At 71.7% G+C, this 22,782-nt stretch carries 21 protein-coding genes; 13 read left to right on the top strand and 8 right to left on the bottom strand.

The window, feature by feature from the left end; all coding sequences use genetic code 11:
* Positions 1-11 precede the first annotated feature (11 nt).
* The gene (locus AXK61_RS11710; protein WP_139058042.1) at positions 12-734 is read left to right on the top strand and encodes a hypothetical protein; all 723 of its coding nucleotides are present in this window, start codon (positions 12-14) and stop codon (positions 732-734) included.
* Positions 735-744: 10 nt separating this feature from the next.
* Positions 745-2,583 (top strand): cytochrome c oxidase assembly protein, encoded by a 1,839-nt coding sequence (locus AXK61_RS11705; RefSeq protein ID WP_139058043.1) that lies wholly within the window; start codon positions 745-747, stop codon positions 2,581-2,583.
* Positions 2,584-2,748: 165 nt separating this feature from the next.
* Here AXK61_RS11705 and AXK61_RS11700 read toward each other — a convergent pair whose 3' ends face one another.
* The 3 genes from AXK61_RS11700 to AXK61_RS11690 form a co-directional block, all read right to left on the bottom strand.
* Positions 2,749-4,998 (bottom strand): heavy metal translocating P-type ATPase, encoded by a 2,250-nt coding sequence (locus AXK61_RS11700; protein ID WP_068745518.1) that lies wholly within the window; start codon positions 4,996-4,998, stop codon positions 2,749-2,751.
* Positions 4,999-5,228: 230 nt separating this feature from the next.
* The gene (locus tag AXK61_RS11695) at positions 5,229-6,311 is read right to left on the bottom strand and encodes an alpha/beta hydrolase (RefSeq protein ID WP_068573542.1); all 1,083 of its coding nucleotides are present in this window, start codon (positions 6,309-6,311) and stop codon (positions 5,229-5,231) included.
* Between the two features lie 92 nt (positions 6,312-6,403).
* On the bottom strand, positions 6,404-6,799 hold the full coding sequence (locus AXK61_RS11690) for a DUF5313 domain-containing protein (RefSeq protein ID WP_068573543.1): 396 nt from the start codon (positions 6,797-6,799) through the stop codon (positions 6,404-6,406).
* Between the two features lie 139 nt (positions 6,800-6,938).
* Here AXK61_RS11690 and AXK61_RS11685 point away from each other — a divergent pair, with 139 nt between their 5' ends.
* Genes AXK61_RS11685 through AXK61_RS11670 form a run of 4 tightly spaced genes read left to right on the top strand, consistent with a single transcriptional unit; the run spans position 6,939 to position 10,123 of the window.
* Positions 6,939-7,565, top strand: a complete 627-nt coding sequence (locus AXK61_RS11685; RefSeq protein WP_197466797.1) for a TetR/AcrR family transcriptional regulator — start codon at positions 6,939-6,941, stop codon at positions 7,563-7,565.
* Complete coding sequence (locus AXK61_RS11680) at positions 7,562-8,104, top strand: GNAT family N-acetyltransferase (RefSeq protein WP_068745441.1); 543 nt, start codon at positions 7,562-7,564, stop codon at positions 8,102-8,104. The genes AXK61_RS11685 and AXK61_RS11680 overlap by 4 nt, the downstream gene beginning before the upstream one ends.
* A complete protein-coding gene (bluB, locus tag AXK61_RS11675) occupies positions 8,104-8,745 on the top strand; it encodes a 5,6-dimethylbenzimidazole synthase (protein ID WP_068745439.1) in 642 nt (213 codons plus the stop codon). The genes AXK61_RS11680 and bluB overlap by 1 nt, the downstream gene beginning before the upstream one ends.
* A gap of 34 nt (positions 8,746-8,779) precedes the next feature.
* Positions 8,780-10,123 (top strand): L,D-transpeptidase, encoded by a 1,344-nt coding sequence (locus tag AXK61_RS11670; protein ID WP_068575228.1) that lies wholly within the window; start codon positions 8,780-8,782, stop codon positions 10,121-10,123.
* A 617-nt stretch (positions 10,124-10,740) separates the two neighbouring features.
* Here the strand turns inward: AXK61_RS11670 and AXK61_RS11665 are convergent.
* Positions 10,741-11,958, bottom strand: coding sequence for an MFS transporter (locus tag AXK61_RS11665; RefSeq protein WP_068573547.1), 1,218 nt, complete (start codon positions 11,956-11,958; stop codon positions 10,741-10,743).
* Between the two features lie 105 nt (positions 11,959-12,063).
* On the opposite strand from AXK61_RS11665, the gene AXK61_RS11660 reads away from it, so the two are divergent.
* Positions 12,064-12,408, top strand: coding sequence for an ArsR/SmtB family transcription factor (locus AXK61_RS11660; RefSeq protein ID WP_068573548.1), 345 nt, complete (start codon positions 12,064-12,066; stop codon positions 12,406-12,408).
* Here AXK61_RS11660 and AXK61_RS11655 read toward each other — a convergent pair.
* Complete coding sequence (locus AXK61_RS11655; RefSeq protein WP_068573549.1) at positions 12,356-12,991, bottom strand: DUF998 domain-containing protein; 636 nt, start codon at positions 12,989-12,991, stop codon at positions 12,356-12,358. The genes AXK61_RS11660 and AXK61_RS11655 overlap by 53 nt on opposite strands.
* Positions 12,992-13,020: 29 nt before the next feature.
* On the bottom strand, positions 13,021-13,905 hold the full coding sequence (locus tag AXK61_RS11650; protein WP_082778245.1) for a cytochrome c oxidase assembly protein: 885 nt from the start codon (positions 13,903-13,905) through the stop codon (positions 13,021-13,023).
* A gap of 68 nt (positions 13,906-13,973) precedes the next feature.
* On the opposite strand from AXK61_RS11650, the gene AXK61_RS11645 reads away from it, so the two are divergent.
* From AXK61_RS11645 to AXK61_RS11635, 3 genes are all read left to right on the top strand, one after another.
* Positions 13,974-14,663 carry a response regulator transcription factor gene (locus AXK61_RS11645; protein ID WP_175400074.1) on the top strand — a complete coding sequence of 230 codons (690 nt, stop codon included), beginning with the start codon at positions 13,974-13,976 and terminating at the stop codon, positions 14,661-14,663.
* On the top strand, positions 14,660-15,583 hold the full coding sequence (locus AXK61_RS11640) for a sensor histidine kinase (protein ID WP_068573551.1): 924 nt from the start codon (positions 14,660-14,662) through the stop codon (positions 15,581-15,583). The genes AXK61_RS11645 and AXK61_RS11640 overlap by 4 nt, the downstream gene beginning before the upstream one ends.
* A 69-nt stretch (positions 15,584-15,652) precedes the next feature.
* On the top strand, positions 15,653-17,803 hold the full coding sequence (locus AXK61_RS11635; protein ID WP_082789317.1) for a solute carrier family 23 protein: 2,151 nt from the start codon (positions 15,653-15,655) through the stop codon (positions 17,801-17,803).
* A gap of 101 nt (positions 17,804-17,904) precedes the next feature.
* Here AXK61_RS11635 and AXK61_RS11630 read toward each other — a convergent pair whose 3' ends face one another.
* On the bottom strand, positions 17,905-18,312 hold the full coding sequence (locus AXK61_RS11630; protein ID WP_068573553.1) for a MerR family transcriptional regulator: 408 nt from the start codon (positions 18,310-18,312) through the stop codon (positions 17,905-17,907).
* Positions 18,313-18,321: 9 nt separating this feature from the next.
* Positions 18,322-19,827 (bottom strand): SulP family inorganic anion transporter, encoded by a 1,506-nt coding sequence (locus AXK61_RS11625; RefSeq protein ID WP_068573554.1) that lies wholly within the window; start codon positions 19,825-19,827, stop codon positions 18,322-18,324.
* Between the two features lie 229 nt (positions 19,828-20,056).
* Between AXK61_RS11625 and AXK61_RS11620 the strand changes: the two genes are divergently transcribed.
* From AXK61_RS11620 to AXK61_RS11610, 3 genes are read left to right on the top strand one after another with little or no spacing between them, the layout of a single operon-like run.
* Positions 20,057-20,707: a hypothetical protein gene (locus tag AXK61_RS11620; protein WP_139058044.1), complete on the top strand. Its 651-nt coding sequence runs from the start codon at positions 20,057-20,059 to the stop codon at positions 20,705-20,707.
* Positions 20,679-21,365 carry a response regulator transcription factor gene (locus tag AXK61_RS11615; RefSeq protein ID WP_068573556.1) on the top strand — a complete coding sequence of 229 codons (687 nt, stop codon included), beginning with the start codon at positions 20,679-20,681 and terminating at the stop codon, positions 21,363-21,365. The genes AXK61_RS11620 and AXK61_RS11615 overlap by 29 nt, the downstream gene beginning before the upstream one ends.
* Before the next feature lie 24 nt (positions 21,366-21,389).
* Entirely contained in the window at positions 21,390-22,778 is a 1,389-nt protein-coding gene (locus AXK61_RS11610) for a sensor histidine kinase (RefSeq protein WP_068573557.1), read from the top strand.
* Positions 22,779-22,782: the final 4 nt, after the last annotated feature.

The following is a 22,782-nucleotide window of genomic DNA, read 5'->3' as shown; positions in this document are numbered from 1 at the left end:
ATAAGTGGAAGATGAACGCGAAGACTGACCTCAAGCGAGCGGGCCTGCGTCGCGCCGCCACCCTGACCGCCGCGACCGCACTGGTCGTGGGCCTGTCCGGGGGCATCGCCCATGCCGATCCCGACACCACCGCCAAGCCCACCGCGCCGGCGTCCGACCTGCTGGCGAACTCCAGTGACTTCCCCGGCGGCTACATCATCGTGCCCGCACCGCAGCAGCGGCTGGCGAACGAGCTGGGCGCCGACCCGTTGACCCTCGCGTCGTCGGCGAAGGTGAACCCGCCGGAGTGCAAGAACCTGCTGTCCGCGCTGAAGAGCTCCGAGGGCGACGCCAACACGATCGCCGGCGTGAACGACAAGGACCGCAAGAGCCTCAGCGCGTCACTGGTGGCCAAGGACGTCGACGTCGACACGCTCAAGGTCGGCCTGCTCAAGACCTGCTCCGACGTGACCATCGAGACGGGCGACCCGCGCGGCGGCACGATCAAGGCCCGCGCCATCACCAAGGAGGTGGCCTCGGACACGCAGAAGGCCACCTTCGAGATCGCTCTCGACGGCACCCGTACCAAGGGCACCGATTCCTTCCCGATCCACCAGAAGGTGCTGGTCGGCGTGGCCTCGCTGCGCGGCTACACCGTCGCGGTGCAGGGCACCAAGCTCGGCGGCGATCCCGATCGCGGTGAGTTCGATTCGTTCTTCGACAAGTCCGTGAAGAAGATCAAGGACGCGAAGTAGCTTGTCGGCGGTGGCGCAGGAGCAGTCGGGAGCCGCTGCGGAGGCGGAGCAGCAGCGCCCGGTCGCGGCGCCCCGCGGCGGGATCGCCGCACTCTTGATCGGTTCGGCCGCCGCCCTCGCGGTGGTGCTCTGGCTCGTCGCGAGCGAGGGCGAGCTGCGCTACCTCGTCAACGGCAACGCCTACCCGGGCGCGCTCACCGCGTACGGGGCGGCCGTGGGCCGGCTGGTCGGCACCGTCGCCGCGGCCCTGACCTTCGGCTCGATCGGCTACGCCGTGTTCCGTACGCGGGCCCTCGACTCGGGCGAGCTCGGCCTGCGCGGGTACCTCACGCAACTGCAGGCCCGACGGTACGCCGCCGCCTGGGCCGTCGTCTCGGTCCCGATGGTCTTCCTCGCGGCCGCGGAGAGTGCAGCCCAGGACCTCGTGGCCACGTACCGGGTCGGCGGTCTCGGCGTGCTGATCTCGGCGTCGGACACGGCGAAGGGCTGGATCGTCTCGCTGGTCTGCGCGGTGGCCGTGTCCGTGGCGCTGCGCACCGCGTACACCTGGGTCGCGCACCTGTGGATCCTGCTGCCCGCTGTGGTGGGCCTGCTGGCCACGATCGTCACCGCCAACGAGGCGCAGAACTGGAACCACGACTACTCCACCGCGGCCCTGACCACCCTCGCCGTCGTCGCGGCGCTGTGGCTCGGTGGGCTGTGGTCGGCGGTGCGGCTGCCGGCGCGGTCTGAGCGGCGCTGGATCGGTCCGCTGTTCGCCGCGCTCGCGCTCGTCAACGGCGCGGTGATCGCGCTGATCATGGCGCCCGGCTCCGACCTCTGGGTCACCTGGTACGGGCAGCTGCTGCTGGCCACCGGCGTGCTCCTCGTGGCGGCGGGCGCGGCGCACTGGCTGCGCGCCCTACCCGCTGCGGCGGCGCTGCTGACGGCCGCGTTCGGCACCGCGATCGCGGCGTCCGAGCTGACCCCGCCGCCCTTCCTGCGCAGCCGGCCCACGGTGGGCGAGAACTTCCTCGGCTACAACCTGCCGGACCCGCCGAGTGCGATGGCCTTCCTCGGGAACTGGCGTCCCGACCTGAACCTGGCCCCGTTCGCGATCGCCCTCGCCGTCGGCTACCTGATCCTGGTCCGGCGGACGGCGAACTGGCCGTGGTACCGCACCGTGCTGTTCCTGCTGGGCTGCGTCGCGCTGCTCACCCTGACCGGCTCCGGGCTGCGCACCTACTCCAACGCGATGTTCAGTGTGCACATGGTGGTGCACATGCTGATGACCTCGATCGTCCCGGTGTTCCTCCTGCTGGGCGCCCCCGTGACGCTGCTGCGCGACACGCTGCGCGGCGCCCCGGCCCGGTGGCTGGCCATGCTGCTCGACTCCCGGTCCTTCGCGGTGCTGATGCGGCCGGTCGTGCAGCTCGCGCTGTTCGCGTTCGTGCTCTACGGCCTGTACTTCACGCCGCTGTTCGACACCATCGGCCGCTACCACTGGGGTCATCTGGCCATCTACGCCGCGTTGCTCTTCACCGGCTTCCTGTTCTACTGGCGGGTCTTCCAGATCGATCCGGTACCGACCGAGCTGCCCTTCATCGGCCGGATCGGCATGCTGCTGGCGATGATGCCGATCACCATGGTGTTCGCCCTCATCGTCATGACGATGGACGGGCTGGTCGGCTCGCGGCTGTACCTGTACCTCGACTTCCCGTGGATGACGGATCTGCATCGCGACCAGTTCGTGGGCGGCGTCGTGGCCTGGGCGACCGACGAGGCGGCCATCGCGCTCGTGACGCTCGGGCTGGTGCTGCACTGGGCCTGGCGCAACCGCGACGAGGACTCCGAGCCCGAGCTGCTCTGAGCTACGCCCGCCCCGAAAGCTCCTGCGCTGGCCTGGTGATGTCATTTCGAGAGCCATGCGTGCCGCGCATGGCTTTCCGATCGGTCATCGCTCCAGCTCGCGTCAGCGCCAGGCCGCTCGCTCGTCCGCCGTCAGCGGCTCGTCGTTCCGCGTGCCCGGCGCCGACTACGGCCGCGTGCCGAACTTCCGCAGGCGCAGGCTGTTCCACACCACGAAGAACGAGCTGAAAGCCATCGCGGCGGCGCCGACGAGAGGGTTGAGCAGGCCCGCGACGGCGACCGGGATCGCGGCCACGTTGTAGCCGAAGGCCCACACGAGGTTCGTCTTGATGGTCTTCAGGGTCGCGCGGGCCAGGCCCAGCGCGTCGGGCACCGCCGACAGCTCCTCGCGCATGAGGACGACATCGGCGGCGCTCTGCGCCACGTCGGTGCCGGTGCCCATCGCCAGGCCCAGGTCCGCGGCGGCCAGGGCGGGGCCGTCGTTCACGCCGTCGCCCACCATCGCGACCTTCCGGCCCGACGCCTGTAGCTCCCGGACGGCTGCGACCTTCCCGTCCGGCAGCACGTCGGCGCGCACGTCGTCGATCCCGACGAGCGCTGCCACCTTCGCGGCGGCGGCGGCGTTGTCGCCGGTGAGCAGGACGGTCCGGATCCCGGCCGCGTGCAGCCGCGCGATGGCGGCAGCGGCGTCCGGCTTGATCGTGTCGGCCACCTCGAGGACGGCGGCGACGGCACCGTCGACCTCCACGACGGCGACGGTGCGCCCGGACTCGGCCGCGGCGGCGACGGCCCCGCCGAGCGCTCCGGGCGCGACGAAGCGGGGCGATCCGACGCGTACCGTCGCACCCCCGACGACGCCCGAGGCCCCGAGCCCGGGCACGGCCCGGAAGTCCTCCACGGCGGGCAGGTCGGCGCCCGCCCGCGCCACGACGGCGCGCGCGACGGCGTGCTCGGACGCGTTCTCGACCGCCCCGGCCAGCCGTAGCACCGCGTCCTCGGTGAACCCCGGCGCGACGCTCACCACGGCGACCGAGAGCACGCCGGTGGTGACGGTGCCCGTCTTGTCGAAGACGACGGTGTCGACGGTCTCGGTGGCCTCCAGGGCCCGGTGGCCGCGGACGTACACGCCGAGCTGCGCGCCCCGACCCGACGCGACCATGAACGCGACCGGCGTCGCGAGCCCGAGCGCGCACGGGCAGGCGATCACCAACACGGCGATCGCGGCCTTCACCGCGTGATCGATGGACCCGCTCCCGATCAGCCATCCCACGAAGGTGAGCGTCGCGATGGCGAAGACGCAGGGAACGAAGACGGCGGACACGCGGTCGGCGAGGCGCTGCATCCGCGCTTTGGTGGCCTGCGCGTCCTCGACGAGCCGCAGCATCGCCGCGAAGGTGGTGTCCTCGCCGACGGCTGTGGCGCGGACCGTCAGGCGGCCGTCCTGACAGACGGTGCCGCCCACGACCCGGTTGCCGGGCCCGGCGGGAACGGGCCGGGACTCGCCCGTCATCGCCGAGTTGTCGATGAACGCCGACCCGGACTCGACGGTGCCGTCCGTCGCGATCGTCTCGCCCGGGCGCACGACGAACAGCTGCTCCTCGCGCAGTTCCCCGACGGGGATGCGCAGCTCGGAGCCGTCGCGGACCAGTACCGACACCTCGCGGGCGCCGCGCGTGGCGAGCTCGCGCAGCGCGGATGCGGCCTTCGCGCGCGCCGACGCCTCGAAGTAGCGGCCGGCCAGCACGAAGACCGTGACGCCCATCGCGACCTCGAGGTAGATCGGGTCGGACTGGAGCACGGCGTTCCAGAAGCCGTGCGGGTCGGGGCGCTGCCGCCCCGGGGTGAGCACGGTGACCACCGACCATGCGGTGGCCGCGGTGATACCGACCGACACCAGCGTGTCCATGGTCGCGGCACCGTGCCGCGCGCCCTGGAGGGCCCGCTTGTGCAGCGGCCAGGCGCCCCACGTCACGACCGGCAGGCTCAGCGCGAGCAGCACCCACTGCCATCCCGTGAACCGCGTGGAAGGGATGGTCGCGAGCACGATCGACAGGTCCGCGGCGGGCACGAACAGCACCAGCGAGACGATCAGCCGGCGCAGCACGTCGCGCCGCTCGCGCTCCTCGGCGAGGATCGCGCGGCGCGGGTTGGGCGACTTCGGGGTCGCGCTGTAGCCGGCGGCCTCGACGGTGTCCGTGAGCTGCCGCACGGTGACCTCGGCCGGATGCTCGACGGTGGCCGTCCGCGTCGCGAGGTTGACGACGGCGCGCACCCCGTCGACCTTGGCGAGCTTGCGCTCGACCCGCCCGACGCACGCGGCGCAGGTCATGCCGTCGACCTCGAGGAAGGTGCGCTGCACACCGCCCGGCTCCGGGGCGGCGGAGGCGGGTGGGGCGGGGGTGGAGAGGTCGGTCACCACTCCAGTATCCGCAGATGCCCCCGAATACGCGAAAGGCCTTGATACCGGCTCCCGGAATGGGGGGAGGAGGGGGAACCGGTATCAAGGCTCAATCACGCAGCCACCGACGTGGGGGGAGACGTCATATGGCGGCCGCAGAACCTACGATACGTGGTGTACGCGTACGCGTGCCACCTTTCCTGCGATGCGCTGCGTCGTGTCGATCCGCAGCAGCTCACGGCCGGTTGTCACGACCGTTTTGCAAGGCCATCGCGCAGCACGTCGAGAGCGGCGTCGACCTCGACGCGGGCGTCGGCGCTCACGCCCACCGAGTTGATGAATCCGTGCAGCGAGCCGGGTGCCAACTGCGTGGTGGCGTCCACTCCGGCGTCCCGGAGGCGCTGCGCGTAGGCGGCGCCCTCGTCGCGCAGTGGGTCGAAACCGGCCACCACGACGTGGGTCCGCCCGATGCCGCCGAGACTGTCGGCGTGCCGCACGTCGAACTTGGGGTCCGTGTCCTGGCCGGGCTCCGGCGTGTAGATCTGCCGGAACCACTCGATGTCGGCCTTGGTGAGGAAGTAGCCCTCGGCGAAGGTGTCGCGGCTGCGGTTACCCGGATCGGCACCCGTCACGGGGTAGAACAGCAGCGAGAAGGCGGGCTGTGCGCCGCCCTCGAGCGAGAGCTCGCGGGCCGCGACCGCGGCCAGGTTGCCGCCCGCGCTGTCGCCGGACACGGCGACCCGCGCGGGGTCGGCGCCGAGCTGGTCGGCGTGCTCCAGGGCCCACTTCGTCGCGGCGACGGCGTCGTCGGCGGCCGCGGGGAAGATCGCCTCCGGCGCGAGCCGGTAGTCGACCGACAGCACGCGCACACGCGCACGGTCGGCGATGTACCGGCAGGGCGCGTCGTGCGAGTCCAGGTCGCCGAGCACGAAACCGCCGCCGTGGAAGAAGACCACCAGCGGAGACCCGGCCTCCAGCCCCGCGGGCGTGTAGAGCCGCGCCGGGAGCGGGCCGGCGGCACCGTCGACCATGAGGCCCCGGGCGCCGACCGTCGGACCGGCACCGGTGCCGACGGCCTGGCCGAGCTTGTTCAGCGATACGCGGGAGAAGGCGACGTCGCGGGCGCCGGACAGCCCGTCGACGCCCTGCAGGCCCAGCAGCAGGAGCGTGATCTGCGAGTCGATGCCGAGTTCGTTGCCCTCGACGGTCTGCGGGGTCCCGAGCCGCTGCTTGACGGACACGGGCAGCCCGAACAGCAGCTTCGCGCCGCCCGCGACGAGCGGAGTCGGGATCTTCTGGGAGAGCGTGTGGAGGAGGTCGGTGAGCGCCATGGACCCGATAGTAGGACGTGCGTCACGTATCACGGCGGGTACGGGCGCCTCTCGGTGACTCGTGGTGACTCGTGCGCCCGGGCGCGGGTGCGTCAGTCGTCGTCGCGCGGGCCGTACTTGGCCCGGTAGTCGGCGTGCACGTCCGCTTCCTTCTCCCGCGCGATCACGTCGACGAGCTCGGGGTCGAGGCCGTGATGCCGCAGCCGCCCGCGCCGGTAGATCTTGTTCAGTGCGATCGAGAAGTAGACGAACGGGATGAAGATCGGCAGCGTCATGGTCATCCGGTTGAGCACCGACGTGTCGATGAACCAGAACGGGACGAGGATCAGGAAGCAGGGGATCGCGAACCGCACGACGGTGCGCATCGCGGCGCCGGGCCCGGCGAGGTCGTTGGCGACCCACGGGTGCATCGACGGGGGCAGGACCGTGCGGCCGTAGGCGTACGGAATGAATTGCAGCACGTTCGGCTTGCTCCGGCCTTCGCTCATCGCTCCATGCTCCTCTCGGTTCCGACGCCCGGCTCTCCGGGGCTATTTCTACGAGCGCCACTTGTAATAATAGAAGATCAATGCCGCGGACCGTTAGTGGGAACCCCCGGAACCGACGCACCGCATAGAATCGGCTGCTGTGAGTCCCGGCAGAAACGATCAGACCGCGCAGAGCATCCTGTCTGCGGCGGTGTCCAGCATCGGTAGCGTCGGTATTTCGCGTACGACGATGGAGAACGTCGCGAATCTCGCCGGCATCGGCGTGGCCACCGTCTACCGCCGCTTCAACCGCAAGGACAACCTCGTCCAGCAGGCCATCCGGTACGAGGCCGAGCAACTGCTCAGCGCTGTCGAACAGCAGGTCACGGGCTTGGGCACCGTCGAGGAGGCGCTGACGGAGGGGTTCGTCACGTTCCTGCGGGAGGCGCACCGTCGGCCCCTGATCCGGGGCATCGGCGACGGCAACGTCGTGGTCGGCCTGCCGATGATCGCGCAGGGCGGCGGCATGCTCATCGAGATCGGCCGTGAGTTCGCCGCGCACATCATCGAGGGCTTCCAGGCCAAGGGAGAGCTGCCCGAGTTCGACGCCAAACCGATCGCGGAGATCTTCGCGCGGGTCGGGCACTCGGTCCTGCTGGCGCCGGACGGCCTGATCAGCTTCGACGACCCCTACACCGCCGGTCGGGTGGTCCGGGAGTGCCTGATGCCCGCGATCGCGGCGCAGGCCGCTGCCGCCGGTGGAGCGGCATCGGGCGGCGCCTCGTGATCCGGCCCGCGACACCGGCGGACGTGCCGGAGATCCTCACCATGATCGCCGAGCTCGCCGCGTACGAGAAGGAGCCCGACGCCGCGGTCGCGACCGCCGAGCAGCTGCAGGCCGCGTTGTTCGGGCCCGCGCCGGCGGTCTTCGCCCGTATCGCCGCCGAGGTCGGCGCCGACGGCACCGAGACCGTCGTCGGCATGGCCGTGTACTTCCGCACCTTCTCCACCTGGACCGGCACGCACGGCATCTGGCTCGAGGACCTGTACGTGCGCCCCGGCGTGCGCGGTGGCGGGCACGGCAAGCAGCTGCTGGCGACGCTCGCGCAGGAGTGCCGGGACAACGGCTACGAGCGGCTCGAGTGGACCGTCCTCGACTGGAACGCGCCGGCCATCGGCTTCTACCGGTCCATCGGGGCCGTGCCCATGGACGAGTGGGCGACGCAGCGGCTCACCGGTCCGTCCCTCGGGGCCCTGGCCGCCGTCGCCGACGGTGCCGCCGGGCCCGGCCCGGCGGGCGCGCGGTCCGGTCCGGGCGACGCCTGATGGACGTCTTCGAGGCGATCCTGCGCCGTCGCGACGTGCGCAACGAGTTCGCGGGCGAGGTCATCGACGACGACCGCCTACTGCGCATCCTCAGCGCCGCGCACAGCGCGCCGAGCGTCGGCAACACGCAGCCCTGGGACTTCGTCGTGGTGCAGGACCCGGGCACGCTCGCCCGGTTCGCGGGGCACGTCGGCGACTGCCGCGAGGACTTCGCGCGCTCCCTGCCCGCGGACCGGAAGGACACCTTCAATCCCATCTCGATCGAGGGGATCGAGTCCTCGCGGACCGGCGTCGTGGTCACCTACGACCCGACCCGCGGCGGCACGCACATCCTGGGCCGGCACACGATCGACGAGACCGGGCACCTGTCGGTGGCGCTGGCCATCCAGAACCTGTGGTTGGCCGCGACGGCGGAGGGCATCGGCGTGGGCTGGGTGTCCTTCTACCGCGAGCCCTTCCTGCGGGAACTGGTCGGCGTGCCGGAACACGTGCACGTCGTCGCATGGCTCTGCGTGGGACCCGTCACCCAGCTCCAGACCGTCCCCGACCTGGAGCGATTCGGGTGGCGGCAGCGTCGGCCCCTGTCCGACGCGGTGCACCGCGAGTGCTACCCGAACGGCGATGTCACTTCCGATCGCTAGACTGCGGGCAAGTGGCGAGGGGAACTCAGTGAGCATGTTCAACGAGCGTGTCGGCCGGCGCGCGGTACTGATCGGTGCCGCGGCCGCGGTGCCCGTGGTGGTCGCGGGCTGCACGATCGGCGATACGGGAGGCTCGGGTGCCAGCGCGGGCCCGTCCGGCCCGCCCCCGGATCCGGCGGAGGTCACGGTCAACCCGGCCGACGGTGCGCAGGCCGTCAGTCCGATCGCCCCGGTCACGGTGTCGATCGCCAAGGCGAAACTGGGCTCGGTCACGCTGACCGACGACAAGGGCGTCGCGGTCGACGGTGAGCTCTCGACGGACCTGCTCTCGTGGAAGCCCACGAAGCCGCTCGCCTACAACGGCGTGTACACGCTCGTCGCGAAGTACGAGACGCTCGGCCAGCCGCGCGAGAAGCGCGCCACCTTCTCCACGGTGAAGGTCGACGAGACGAACAAGACCCAGCCCTACTTCGAGAACACGGGCGGGATGTCGCTCAACGACGGTGCCGTCTACGGCGTGGGGCAGGTCGCGGTCGTCCACTTCGACGAGCCGATCAAGGACCGCGCGATGGCGCAGAAGCTGCTCAAGGTCACGACGACCCCGTCGGTGCCGGGTGCGTGGATGTGGACGACCGACAAGACCGTCGCGTGGCGGCCGAAGGTCTACTACCCGTCCGGCACGAAGGTGTCGATCGAGGCGGGCGTGTTCGGCAAGGAGGTCAGCCCCGGGCTCTGGGGTGAGAAGGACGTCTCCGTCTCGTTCACCATCGGTGAGTCGCACGTGTCCATCGCCGACGACACCACCAAGCAGGTGCAGGTCTTCGTGAACGGTCAGATGGTCCGGTCGATGCCCACGTCGATGGGGCAGGGCGGCGAGCAGGTGATCAACGGCAAGACCTTCCACTTCTGGACGCAGCGCGGCGTCTACACGGTGCTGGACAAGGCGAATCCCGTGATCATGGACTCGTCGACCTACGGCCTGCCGATCAATTCGCGGCTGGGCTACAAGCAGACCATCGGCTGGGCCACCCGCATCAGTAACGACGGCATCTACCTGCACGCGCTCGACAACATCTGGGCGCAGGGCGTGAGCAACCAGTCGCACGGCTGCCTCAACCTGAGCCCGGCCAACGCGCAGTGGTTCTTCGGGCTCTCACAGCCGGGTGACGTGGTGGAGGTCCGCAACACCGGCGGGCCCGCGCTCGAGCAGTGGCAGAACGGCGACTGGTCCGTCCCGTGGTCCACCTGGGTCGCCGGGAGCGCCGTGCCCGTCGACGGTGACGGTGTCCCGCTCGCCCCGACCTCGTCCGCCGCACCCTCCCCGTCGTCGACGGTGCCCTCCACCGGTGAGCCCGGGACGAGTACGCCCGGAGGCTGATCCACGGACTCCGCCGGCGGCGGACTGCGGTCGCGAGGCCGGTGTCGGTGGTCTCCCGCGACCCACGCGATGGCTTCGTGCGCTCTGCGCCGACGACAGAGGGACGCAGCCGATCTCGCGACTCTCGGATCCTGACCGAGATGGACAGCGCCGGTGGGTCGGCACGGGCGGGATCACGCAGTTCGATGTTTCGTCCCCCGCGCGGCGCCGAGAGGAGCGTCGGGCGTTCGTACCCCCATCGGACGCCCGGCGTTTCGCGAGGGAAGCGTCGTCCCCCACGCGGCGCCGTTGTCCCCCGCGCGGCGCCGAAAGGAGCGCCGGGCGTTCGTACCCCTATCGCACGCCAGTCGTTCGGTGGGGGCTCGGCCGTCCCCCGCGCGGCGCCGTGTCCCCCATGAGGCGTCGATCCCCCATATGGCGCTAGATCCCGTGCGGCGCACGACGGTTCGGGAGCGTGTCCATGTCGGTCAGAATCCGAGAGTCAGCGGATCGTCGAGTCCCCGCGTTCGTCCTCCCGCCCATCGAACCCGATCCCATGGTCCGCCAGCCGCCAGCCGCCAGCCGCCAGCCGCCAGCCGCCAGCCGCCGATCGGTGCGGCCGTCGATCTCGACCCGGCCTACGTGAGCACGGCGGACCGTCGGCCGCGGACGCCGATGGCGGCGGCCAGAAGGCAGGCACCGGCGACGGCGGCCGCGAACCACGGGAAGATCGTGGCGGTGCTGTAGGTGGTGGCGAGGTAGCCGGCGATCACCGTCGGCACGCCCATCGCGAGGTAGCCGAGCAGGTAGTACGCGCTCATCACCTGGCCGCGGGCGTGCGCCGGAGCGACGGCGGCGAGGTGCCGCAGCGAACCACCGAAGGCCAGGCCGAAGGTGGCGCCGAGCAGGATGGTGTCGACGACGATGAGCCAGGTGTGGCCGTCGCGCACGGCGAACACCGCGAGCGCGAGGGAGATCGCCAGGCCGATGTCGCCGACGACGGCGGTGGGACGCGCCGGGTAGCGGCCACCGATGTACTGCGAGATCGCGGACGCGAGGGCCATCACCGCGACGAGGCCGCCGGTGAACATCACCGAGTGGTGCCCCGTGACGTGCTGCACGAGAGCGGGGTACAGGCTGAGGAAGACGCCGAGCACCGACCACGCCGTGATGATCCCGATGCCGGAGAACCAGAAGTCGGAGGCGATCTCGCCCGGCACGTTGGGCCGGCTCAGGCGCACGCGGCCTCCGGTGCGACCGGTGTGCGGCTCGATCAGCGCGATGACGCCGAGGAGGATCGCGAGCACCACGACGCCCATCGTCACGAACGGCGTGCGCAGCGGGTGCGGCGCGTACTGGGCCACGGCCGCCGCGCCGAGTGCGGTCGCGGCGATGCCCACGTTGAGCGCGACGCCGGAGAGCATGCCGTTGCGGGCACCGTCGTCCGGCCGGACGTCGAGGAGGGCGGCCCCGGCGACCACGGTGATCGAGCCGATCGCCGCGCCGTGCAGGAACCGCGCCAGGATCAGCTGCCATTCGGCGCCCGCGAAGAGGAACAGCACCAGCCCGAGCAGGATCGTCGCGACCGCGACCAGTAGTACGGGCTTGCGGCCGATCGCGTCGGAGATCGGCCCGACGGTGAGCGCCGCGCCGAGTGCGCCGATGGCGTAGACCGCGAACACGACCGTGGTCGACAGCGCCGACAGGTGCCATTGCTCCTGGTAGAGCGGGTACAGCGGGGAGGGGAGGCCCGAGACTCCGAGGGCCAGCGCGAGCAGCGTGAGCAGGAGAGCGAAGGCCCAGCGCTGTGGGTGCGCATGAGTCGACGGTGGTGCGATCTGCTCGGTGATGCTCATCGGGGACGCCTCCGGTGTACGGTTGAGTTCGATGATCGTCGAACCATGTCGTACAGTACACCCGGTTCGACGAGGATCAAACCATTATCTCAGGGAACGAGAATCATGATCGACGTCACAGTCGCCTCCGGCATCGAGGTCGCCTCGCTGCACACCGTGCTCAGCGCGCTGGCGGATCCGGTGCGCCTGGAGATGGTCCGGCGCCTGCACCGCGAGCGGGGCCCCATGGCGTGCGCGGACCTCTACGACGGCGTGACCAAGGCGACGGCGAGCCACCACTTCAAGGTGCTCCGCGAGGCCGGGATCACCGGACGTGAGGACGTGGGCGCCCACACCCGGCAGCTGCTGCGGGCCGACGACGTGGAGCGCGCCTACCCCGGCCTGCTCGGCTCGGTGATCAGCGCGGCCGAGCGCGAGGCGGCAGCGCCACCAGCACCAGCCACAGCGTGAGCGCGAGGATCTGCGCCCGCTGCGCCAACCCCAGGTAGAGCGCCGGTTCGAGCATCGCGACGAGCGTCCACGCCGTCGCGAGGAGGAATGCGAGGCCGGCGCCCAGGGGGAGCCGGGCGCCGTCGAACCCGGATCCGCGGCGCCACAGTGCCCAGCCGAGGACGGCGACCACGCCGCCGAAGCCCGCGATCCCGGAGGAGACGGCGTGCCCGACGTGCGTGAACGGCACCAGGCCGGCCGCCTCGCGCGCGGCGCACGCGGCGTCCGCGGTCGGGGTGCACGACAGCGGCATCAGGGCGTCGCACATGGTGGCGGCGCCCAGGACGAGCAGGCCGATCAGCGCCCCTCGGGCCGTCCAGGGCGCCGGGCGTGCAGCGCGCCACGCGAGGGCCCCGGCCACGACGAAGGCGGTGCCGGCCAGGAGATCCGTCGCACGGAAGAGCTTCGCGTAGGGCTGGCCCGAGGCCCCGACCTCGCTGACGAACGAGGTCAGCGGGCTGAGCTCCGAGCCGAGCAGCGACGCGATCAGCCACGTCGAATAGAGCACGGCGCCGCCGATCACGATGAGGCGGGCGCGGCGCATGGGGCCAGGCTACCGTCGGCGAGCGGGTCTCAGCCGCGGCCGAGTTCGCGCAGGTAGGCGTTGTAGGCGTTCGTCTCGTCCGCTTCCCGACGGTCCGCCCCCGCCCGCTCGGCGTCCCGCCGCTCGGCCCGGCGCCAGCGCAGGGCGAACAGGCAGGTCGTGATCATCGCGACGGGCTCGCCGTAGGACCAGGCGAGCGCACCGGCGATGGACTGGTCGCGCAGTGGGTCGATCCCCCACGACGTCGGCGGTGCGGCGAACGCGGCGACCATGGGGGTGGTCGCCATCATGAGGATCACGCCGATGAACACGTGCAGCGGCATCTCGATGAAGATGTCGAAGAAGCGCATGAGCCACGAGTCGCGGCCGGGCAGCGGGCCGATCGACAGGATCGGGATGATGAACAGCAGCCCCGCCCCGAGGAAGAAGACCTGCAGCGCGGTGTGGCCGGCCCGGGTCCCGCCGATCGCGTCCACCACTCCGGCGAGATAGACACCGTAGTAGCTCACCAGGAACAGAGGGATGGTGAACGCCGAGTGCAGCAGGATCCGCGGCGCGGGGCTGCGCAGGAGCCCCAGTGCCGCGCCGAGCACCACTCGTCCGAGCCCGCGGTGCGGCGTCGCGCGGAGCAGCAGCACCCCGGGGGCGCCCCCGATCAGTAGCGGCGGGACCAGGATCGACAGCGTGAGCTGCTGGAACATGAACGCGCTGAACAGGTGCCAGGTGTAGGCCTCGATCCGCAGTCCGGTCACCCCGGCGAGGACCGCGCAGCCGAGCAGGAAGCTCACGAGGCGCGCGACCGGCCACCGCCGGCCCTTCCGGCGCAGCGTGCGGACCCCCGCGACGTACAGCGCGGCCGCCGCGATCGCGGCCAGCGGCAGGATCGGGAGCGCCGGCGGATCCCACGCGAGCATTCCGAGGATCGACGGTGCCTCCACCGGCGGATCAGGAATAGTCACATGCGCATATTACAATGTTCGGCATGGACCTTCACAGAGTGCTGGTGATCGAGGACGAGCCCGCTCTCGCGCGGCTCACCCGGGAGTACCTCGTGCGGGACGGATTCGACGTGACGATCGCGGGTGACGGTGAGCAGGGGCTGGCCCTCGCCCGCGAGCTCGAACCCGCGGTCATCCTGCTGGACATCGGCCTACCGCGCATCGACGGCTTGGAGGTGTGCCGCGCCGTGCGCTCCTTCAGCGACGCCTACGTCATCATGCTCACCGCGCGCGGCGACGAGCTCGACCGGATCGTGGGCCTGTCGGTCGGCGCCGACGACTACCTCGTCAAACCGTTCAGTCCGCGCGAGGTCGTGGCCAGGGTCCGGGCCATGCTCCGCCGCCCGCGCACCATGCCCGACGGTGCCGGCGCGGCCCGGCGGTTCGGCGCGCTGACCGTCGATCCGATCGCCCGGGAGGTCCGGGTGGCCGATGAGGCCGTGGAGCTGACGGCCACCGAGTTCGACGTGCTCGCGACCCTGGCGCGGAGCCCGAACGTGGCCTTCAGCCGGGCGCAGCTCATCGAATCGATCTGGGGTACGGGCTGGGTCGGCGACGAGCGGCTCGTCGACGTCCACGTCGGCCGCGTGCGCCGCAAGCTCGGTGACGATGCCGCCGACCCGCGGTTCGTCCGTACCGTCCGCGGTGTGGGCTACCGGATGGGTCCCGGATGATCCGGCCGCGCAGCCCCGGACCGCTGCTCATGGCGGTGGCGCTGGGGACGCTGGCGGTGACCGCGCTCGTCGACTTCGTGATCTGGCCGCTGGTGCTCAGCCGGGAGTCGGCGGAGCGGGTCAACGTCCTCGCGGCGCTGACCGGCTTCGTCGGCGCCGTCGTGGTGTCGATCTCGGTGAGCGGCGTTCTGGCCAGGCGGCTCGATCGCTCGGTGGCGGCGCGTCTCGAGCACAGTGACCGCGAGCGCCGGCGCCTGCTCACCGACCTCGCACACGAGATCCGCACGCCCGTCAGCGTTCTCGACGGCTACCTGGAGGCCGTCCAGGACGGCGTGGTCGAACCCGACGCTGCGACACTCGCTGTGCTCCGTGCACAGACCACGCGCCTCGCGCGGCTCACCGACGACCTGCAGTCGGTCTCGCACGCGGAGGAGGGCGCACTGGACCTGCGGCCGACGGCCGTCGACGTGCCGGAGCTGCTCGAGGCCGCCGCAGCGGCCGCCCGCCGCGGCTACGCGGACCGGGGCGTGGAGCTGCGCGTGCGGGTCGCGCCGGCGGCTCGCCGCCCCCTCGTCGCCGATCGCCACCGCCTCGATCAGGTGCTCGCCAACCTGCTGTCGAACGCCCTGCGGCACAGCGACCCCGGGGGCACCGTCGAGCTCGGGGCGGACGCCGCACCCCACCGCCGGGTCCGGATCCGCGTGGCCGACAACGGGGACGGCATCGCGCCGCACCACCTCGAATCGATCTTCGAGCGCTTCTACCGCACCGACATCGCGCGCGACCGGGACCACGGAGGCAGCGGCGTCGGCCTGACCATCAGCCGCGCGATCGTGCTCGCGCACGACGGCCACATGTGGGTGGAATCCGAGGGCGAGGGGCGCGGCGCCGTGTTCGCCTTCACCCTCCCCGCCCCCTGATCCCCGGCTTCACGCGATCTTCACGACATCGCGGCGACGCGTCCACACCCCGCCTCCACAGTGGGGTGCATGCAGGAGAAACTCAGAGACATAGCGCGATTCGACGGGCCGTCGTCGATCGTCGTCTTCCTCGTGGCGCTGCCACTGTCCCTCGGCATCGCGCTCGCGTCGGGCGCTCCGCTCATGGCGGGGCTCATCGCGGGCGTCGTCGGTGGCATCGTCGGCGGCCTGATGGGCGGCTCGCCGCTGCTCGTCAGCGGACCCGCGGCGGGTCTCACCGTGGTGGTCGCGGAGCTCATCGCGACCTTCGGCTGGAAGGTGACCACCGCGATCACCGTCGCCGCCGGCCTGGTGCAGATCGGCCTGGGCCTGAGCCGGATCGCCCGCGCCGCACTCGCGATCTCCCCGGTCGTGGTGCACGCCATGCTCGCCGGCATCGGCGTGACGATCGTGATCCAGCAGGCGCACGTGCTGCTCGGCGGATCGTCGCGCAGCTCCGTGCTGCAGAACCTCCTCGACCTCCCCGCGCGGATCGGCGCGCTGCACTGGCCGGACCTCGCCGTGGGCCTCGTCGTGATCGGGGTGATGGTGGAGTGGCCGAAGCTGCCCGCGGCGTGGCGGCGCGTCCCCGGCGCGCTCGTCGCCGTGGCCGCCGCGACCGTCCTGTCGCTCGTGGTGCCGATGAGCGTCGAGCGGATCCGCCTGAACGGCTCCATCATCGACGCGATCGGCCTGCCGTCCATGCCGACCGGGAACTGGGGCGCGGTCGCGCTGGGGGTGCTCACCGTGGCGCTCATCGCGAGCGTCGAATCGCTCCTCTCGGCGGTCGCGACCGACCGCATGCACGACGGCCCGAAGTCGAACCTCGACCGCGAGCTGGTCGGGCAGGGCGCGGCCAACACCCTCTCCGGACTGCTCGGCGGCCTGCCCGTCACGGGCGTCATCGTCCGCAGCGCCACCAATGTCGCCGCCGGGGCGCGCACGCGCTGGTCGGCCGTCCTGCACGGCGTCTGGCTGCTGCTGTTCTCCGTCGCGTTGTCGGGTCTCGTCGAGAAGATCCCCACCTCCGCGCTCGCGGGACTGCTCATCGTGATCGGCGTGCAGCTGGTGAAGATCTCGCACATCCGCAGCGCCCGCCGTACCGGCGACCTCCTGGTCTACGGCGTCACCATCGGCGGCGTCCTGTTCCTGAACCTGCTCGAGGGCGTGCTCGCCGGGCTGGTCGTTGCGCTGGTCCTCGTGCTGTGGCGCGTCGCCCGGGCCCACATCGAGGCCGCGGTCGATGGTGCCGGGCGCTGGCACGTCACCGTCGACGGGACGCTGTCCTTCTTCTCCCTGCCGCGCCTGACGCGAGTGCTCGCCACCGTCCCGCCGGGGCGGGACGTCGCGATCGAGCTGACCGTCGATTTCCTCGATCACGCTGCGGCGGAGGAGATCCTCGAGTGGGCGCGGCGCTACCGGGCCGCGGGCGGCACCGTCACCGTCGACGATCTCGGCGGCGCGGCCCTCGACGCGGCGGCCACGCGCACGCCCCGGCGCACCACGCAGCGCCCGGCCGAACGCGGCCTCCTGCCCTGGCGCGCGCACGCCCGCGGCGGCCTCGCCGACGGCATCGCCCGGTACCACCGGCGGCACGCGGCGCTGCTCAGTGACGACTACGACCAGCTCAGCGGCGGACAGCGGCCGGAGGCGCTGTTCCTGACCTGCGCCGACTCCCGGATCGTCCCGAACGTCATCACCGGGAGCGGCCCGGGCGATCTGTTCACCGTCCGCAACGTGGGCAACCTGGTGCCGCCCGCGGGCACGGACCCGTCGATGGAGGCCTCGCTCGCGTTCGCGGTGGAGGAGCTCGGGGTCCGGCAGGTCATCGTCTGCGGCCACTCGTCGTGCGGGGCGATGGGCGTCGCGCTCTCCTCGCCCCCGGTGCCTCCGACGATCGAGCGCTGGATCGCGCACGCGGCACCGTCGACGAATGCCTTCCGTGCGGGGCATCCCGTGCGCCGCGCGGCGGCGGGCCTGGGCTTCGGCGAGGCGGATCAGCTCTCGCTGGTCAATGTCGCGATGCAGGTGGCGGCGGTGGCGGAGCATCCACTGGTGCGGGACGAGGTCCGGGCGGGGCGGGTCGAGGTGATCGGTCTGTTCTTCGACATCGCGTCCGGCCGGGTCCTGCGCGTGACGGACTCGGCGGTCGTGGAGGCGGACACCCTCACCCACGCCTGACGGCTCGCCGGCGCGGCGCTGCGGAGCTCACCCCCGCGGCGCCGCGCATCTCCGTCCTCGGGTGACCCGACCGGGGCGCAGCGGTCGTGGCCGCCCGGTCGTCAGCGCCGCCGGGCGAGATCGGCGAGCGTGCTCGCGAACTCCTCCGCGATCGCCAACTGCGTTCGAAGCTCCGCGCAGCGCTGCTGCGCGGAGTCCGAGCACTGGTCGACGAAGACCTCCGCGTCGGCGCGCACCGCGTCGGTCGCCGCGTCGTCGGCGAGCGTGTCCAGCGCCGCGAGCAGGTCCCGCATCTGCTCGAGAGTGAAGCCGAGGGGCTTCATCCGGCGGATCACCAGGAGGCGGTCGACGTCGGTGGAGGTGTAGAGCCGGAATCCGCCCGGGCTCCGCTCGGACGGCGTGACCAGCCCGACCTCGTCGTAGTGCCGGATCGTCTTGAGCGAGAGCCCCGTCGCCTCCGCGACCTGTCCGATCTGGAGGAGGCGGCCGATCTCCGCTGCGTCTGCCATGCCGGGAGCCTAGTTCTCGCCGCCGAGGTGCCCGCTGAGACGCCCGTGCCGCTCCGCGGACGCCGCGTCGAGCCCGACGAACTCGACCGTCTTGCCCTTGCCGCGGTACTTGGTCTCGATCGCGTCGAGTGCCGCGACGGTCGACGCGTCCCAGACGTGTGTCGCGGACAGGTCGACGATCACGTGATCCGGGTCGTTCACGTAGTCGAACTGGTGCACCAGGTCGTTGCTGGACGCGAAGAACAACTCGCCCCGCACGCGGTAGGTGCGCACGCCGGGCACGTCGGACTCGGCGGGCGCGACCTCAGTGAAGTGCGCGACGCGCCGCACCAGGAGGAGCGTCGCGACGATGACGCCGCCGACCACGCCGTATGCGAGGTTGTGGGTGGCGACGGTGATCGCGACGGTGACCAGCATGACCGCGGTCTCGCTGCGGGGCATGCGACGCAGGGTCGCCGGGGCGATGCTGTGCCAGTCGAAGGTGCCGACGGCGACCATGACCATCACCGCCACCAGCGCGGCCATCGGGATCCGCGCCACGAGGTCTCCCAGGCCGACGACCAGGATCAGGAGGAACAGCCCGGCGAGGAAGGTCGAGATCCGCGTCCGGGCGCCGGAGCTCTTGACGTTGATCATCGTCTGCCCGATCATCGCGCAGCCGCCCATGCCGCCGAAGAAGCCGGTCACCACGTTCGCCACGCCCTGCCCCCAGCCCTCGCGGGTCTTGTCGGAGTGGGTATCGGTGATGTCGTCGACGAGCTTGGCGGTCATGAGCGATTCGAGCAGACCGACGAGCGCCACAGCGAGGGCGTAGGGCGCGATCAGCCGCAGCGTGCTCAGGTCGTACGGGACGTCGGGGACGAGCCACTGGGGCAGGGTGCTCGGTAGCTCACCCTCGTCGCCGACGTTCGGGACGGTGAGGCCGGCGACCATCGTCACCGCGGTCAGCAGGACGATCGCCACCAGCGGCGCCGGCACCGCGGTGGTGAGGCGCGGGAGGCCGATCATGATGAGCAGGCCTGCCGCGATCATCGGGTACACGAGCCACGGCACGCCGGTCATGTGCGGCACCTGGGCCAGGAAGATCAGGATGGCGAGGGCGTTGACGAATCCGACCATCACCGATCGCGGAATGAATCGCATCAGCTTCGCCACGCCGAGGGCGCTGAGCACGATCTGCAGGACCCCGGCCAGGATCACGGTCGCCAGCAGGTAGTCCAGGCCGTGCTCGCGCGCGATCGGTGCGACGACCAGGGCGACCGCGCCGGTGGCCGCGGAGATCATCGCGGGACGACCGCCCACGACGGCGATCGTCACCGCCATGGTGAACGAGGCGAACAGGCCCACCCGCGGATCGACGCCGGCGATGATCGAGAAGGAGATCGCCTCCGGGATCAGCGCCAGCGCCACCACGAGACCCGCGAGCGTCTCGGTCTTGAGGCGCTTCGGGCTGCGCAGCGCGGCCACGACCTCGCTGTCCCGTAGGGCCCGCGCCGCGCGCGTGTCGATTGCCATCGATCGGATCCTTCGTACATCGGTCGCACCTCGCGGCGACTGCCGAGTGCGGGGGTGAATGACGAGACGGTGCGCGGATGCACCGCGCGAACGGTCGAAACTCTACCCTCCCGTAAGGGGAGGGTTGTGCACGAGGTCGGTGCTTGCGACGCGGATTGCGACACGGCTGTGACATTCGTGGTGCGAAACGGATGAGACCCGACGACCATGGGGCACAATGCTCGGCGTCATGTTCGCAACCACACGCCCCTGGACCGCCGCGACGACGGCCGTCGTCGCCGCGCTGGCCCTCGGCGGGCTCTACCTCGCGGTCGTCGGCACCCCGACGGGGCAGCACGTCGACCACGAACTCATGCGGATCGTCTCCGCGGCGTTCGGGGTCGAGAACCCCGTCGAGGGCGCGCTGGGCCGCTACCAACTGCCGATGCTCGCGGTCGGCGGTCTCCTCGTGGCGGCGGTCGTCGCGAGCCGCCGCTCGAAGACCGTGGCCGTGTCCGCCGCGCTCGTCCTCACCGCGACGGTGGCGGTCGCCTTCGTCCTGAAGGCCCTGTTGGACCGCCCGTCGTTCGGCATCGGCCCGGAACTCAACTCCTTCCCGTCGAACACCGTGGCGGTCGTGGCCGCGCTGGCGGTGATCCTCGTCGGTTCGGCGGCGCGCCCCTATCGCGGCCTCGCGATCCTGATCGCGGGCAGTGTCGGCGCCGTCGTGTCCGTGCTCGTCGTCGCCCAACAGTGGCACCGCCCGGGCGATGTCCTGGGAGCATGGCTGGTGGCGGTGGGAACCGCCGCGACGGTCCGGGTCGGTCAGGCGGCCTGGGCCTGGACGTCCGACGTGGAAGGGAGCCTCACGGGTGGTCAGGCTGCTGCTCATCGAGGATGACCCCTCGATCGTCGACGCCCTCGTGCTGTCGCTCGGCCGGCTCGACCACGTCGTCGAGCACCTGGGCGCCGCGACCGACGATCTCGAGCAGCGCGTCGCCGCCGCCGACGCGGTGATCCTCGACGTGGGCCTACCCGGCGACGACGGCTTCGCCGTGTGCCGCCGGATCCGCCGCTCCAGCACGGTCCCGATCCTCATGCTCACCGCGCGCTCCGACGACATCGACACCGTCGCCGGGCTCGAGGCCGGCGCCGACGACTACGTGGTCAAACCTGTCAGCCCCCGTGTGCTCGACGCCCGGATCAAGGCCGCGCTGCGTCGCTCGGTCCCCTGCGCGCCCCCGGAGGCGGGCCCGGCACCGTCGAACGACGGTCCGCTCGTGATCGACCGGGCCGGCGCGGAGGTGCTGCGCGACGGTGCGCCGCTGCCGCTCACGCCGACCGAGAAGCGGCTGATGTACGCCTTCGCGGACCACCCCGGCCAGGTGCTCAGCCGCGAGCAGCTGCTCGCGCTGGCCTGGAACCAGGACTTCCTCGGCGATTCCCGCCTGGTGGACAACGCGATCCTGCGGCTGCGACCGAAGATCGACCCCGACGACGGCCCGAGCCACATCGAGACGGTGCGGGGCTTCGGCTACCGGTTCCGGGCGTCACCGTGAGGCGTGTGCCATGAGGCGGGTGCCGTGCTGAAGGGCCTGCGCGCCCGGATCCTCGCGATCATCGCGGTTGTGATGTGCCTGACCGCCGGTGTCACGGGGATCGCGGTGACGGTTGTGGTGCGGGACTGGGTGTACCAGGACGCGCAGGACGCGGTGCTCACGGCCTTCCGGCACGACATGCAGAGCTTCGAGAGCCGGCCGACGCGGCCCGTGCCGGGGAGCGGCGGTCAGGAGTGGGCGACGCCCTCCGAGTCCCTCGGGCTGCCGTCGGACTACGCGGTCGAGGTCGACGGCAGGACGGTCCAGGCCGGTACGGTGCGCCCGGAGGACATCCCGGCCGAGATGCGCTCCGAGCTGGAACGGGTGCCCTCGCTGTACCGCTTCCAGCGGCTGTCCGGTGGCCGGGTGCTGGTGGCGCACAGCATGAACCGTCCGAATGCCGCCGACGCCGACACCCTGGTCGTGTACAGCGTCCAGCCCCTCGGCGATGTGCAGCAGCGGCTCGACCGGCTCACGCTGGTGGTGCTCGTCGCAGTGGGCGGCAGTGCGCTGCTGGGCATCCTGGTGGCATTGGTCGTGGCGCGCATCGTGATCCGGCCGCTCGGCCGGATCCAGTCGGTGGCGGCGCGGGTCACGGACGGCGACCCCGAGGCGCGCCTGCCCGCCACGAACGTCACCGAATTACGTGATTTCACAGAGACCTTCAACTCCATGCTGGACCGGCAGAGCGAGTCGATCGACGTGCTGCGCCGCCAGGACGAGCGGTCGCGGCGGTTCGTCGGCGATGTCTCGCACGAGCTGCGCAGCCCGCTCGCCGCGCTGGTCCCCGCCGCCGAGGTGCTGCTCGAGGAGGCCGCCGCGCTGGAACCCGGTGACGACCTGCGGCGCGCGTCCGAGCTCGTCGCCGCCGAGGTCGACACTCTCGCGGGTCTCGTCGACGACCTGCTGGAGATGACCCGCCTCGACGCGGGTGCGGCGGAGGTGCGGAGCGAGCCCTTCGAGCTCGTCGGCGCCCTGCGCGAGGCGCTCACCGCGCGCGGGTGGCGGTCCGTCGAGCTCGACGGTGCGCCGCTCACCGTCGAATCCGACCGGCGCAGGGTGGTCGCGGTGGTGACCAACCTGGTGGGCAACGCGGTCCGGCACGGGGCGCCGCCGGTGGCGGTGACCGTGGCCACCGCCCCGGGAGAGGTCGTCGTCGAGGTGCGCGACGCGGGCCCGGGCGTGCCGGAGTGCGACGCCGAGCGGGTGTTCGGGCGGTTCGCCAAGGGGCAGGAGGCGCGGTCGCGGGGCGGCGGCGGGGGAGCGGGGCTCGGGCTGGCCATCGCCCGCGACAACGCGCGACTGCTGGGCGGCGATGTGGACTACCGCCGCGACGGTGCGACCACCGTCTTCCGGCTGCGGCTCGCCCGGTAAATTC

It is taken from the genome of Tsukamurella pseudospumae (genome assembly GCF_001575205.1).
GTDB lineage: Bacteria > Actinomycetota > Actinomycetes > Mycobacteriales > Mycobacteriaceae > Tsukamurella > Tsukamurella pseudospumae.
The sequence above is the reverse complement of the archived record's forward strand: the minus strand, read 5'-3'. Positions and strand labels throughout refer to the sequence as shown.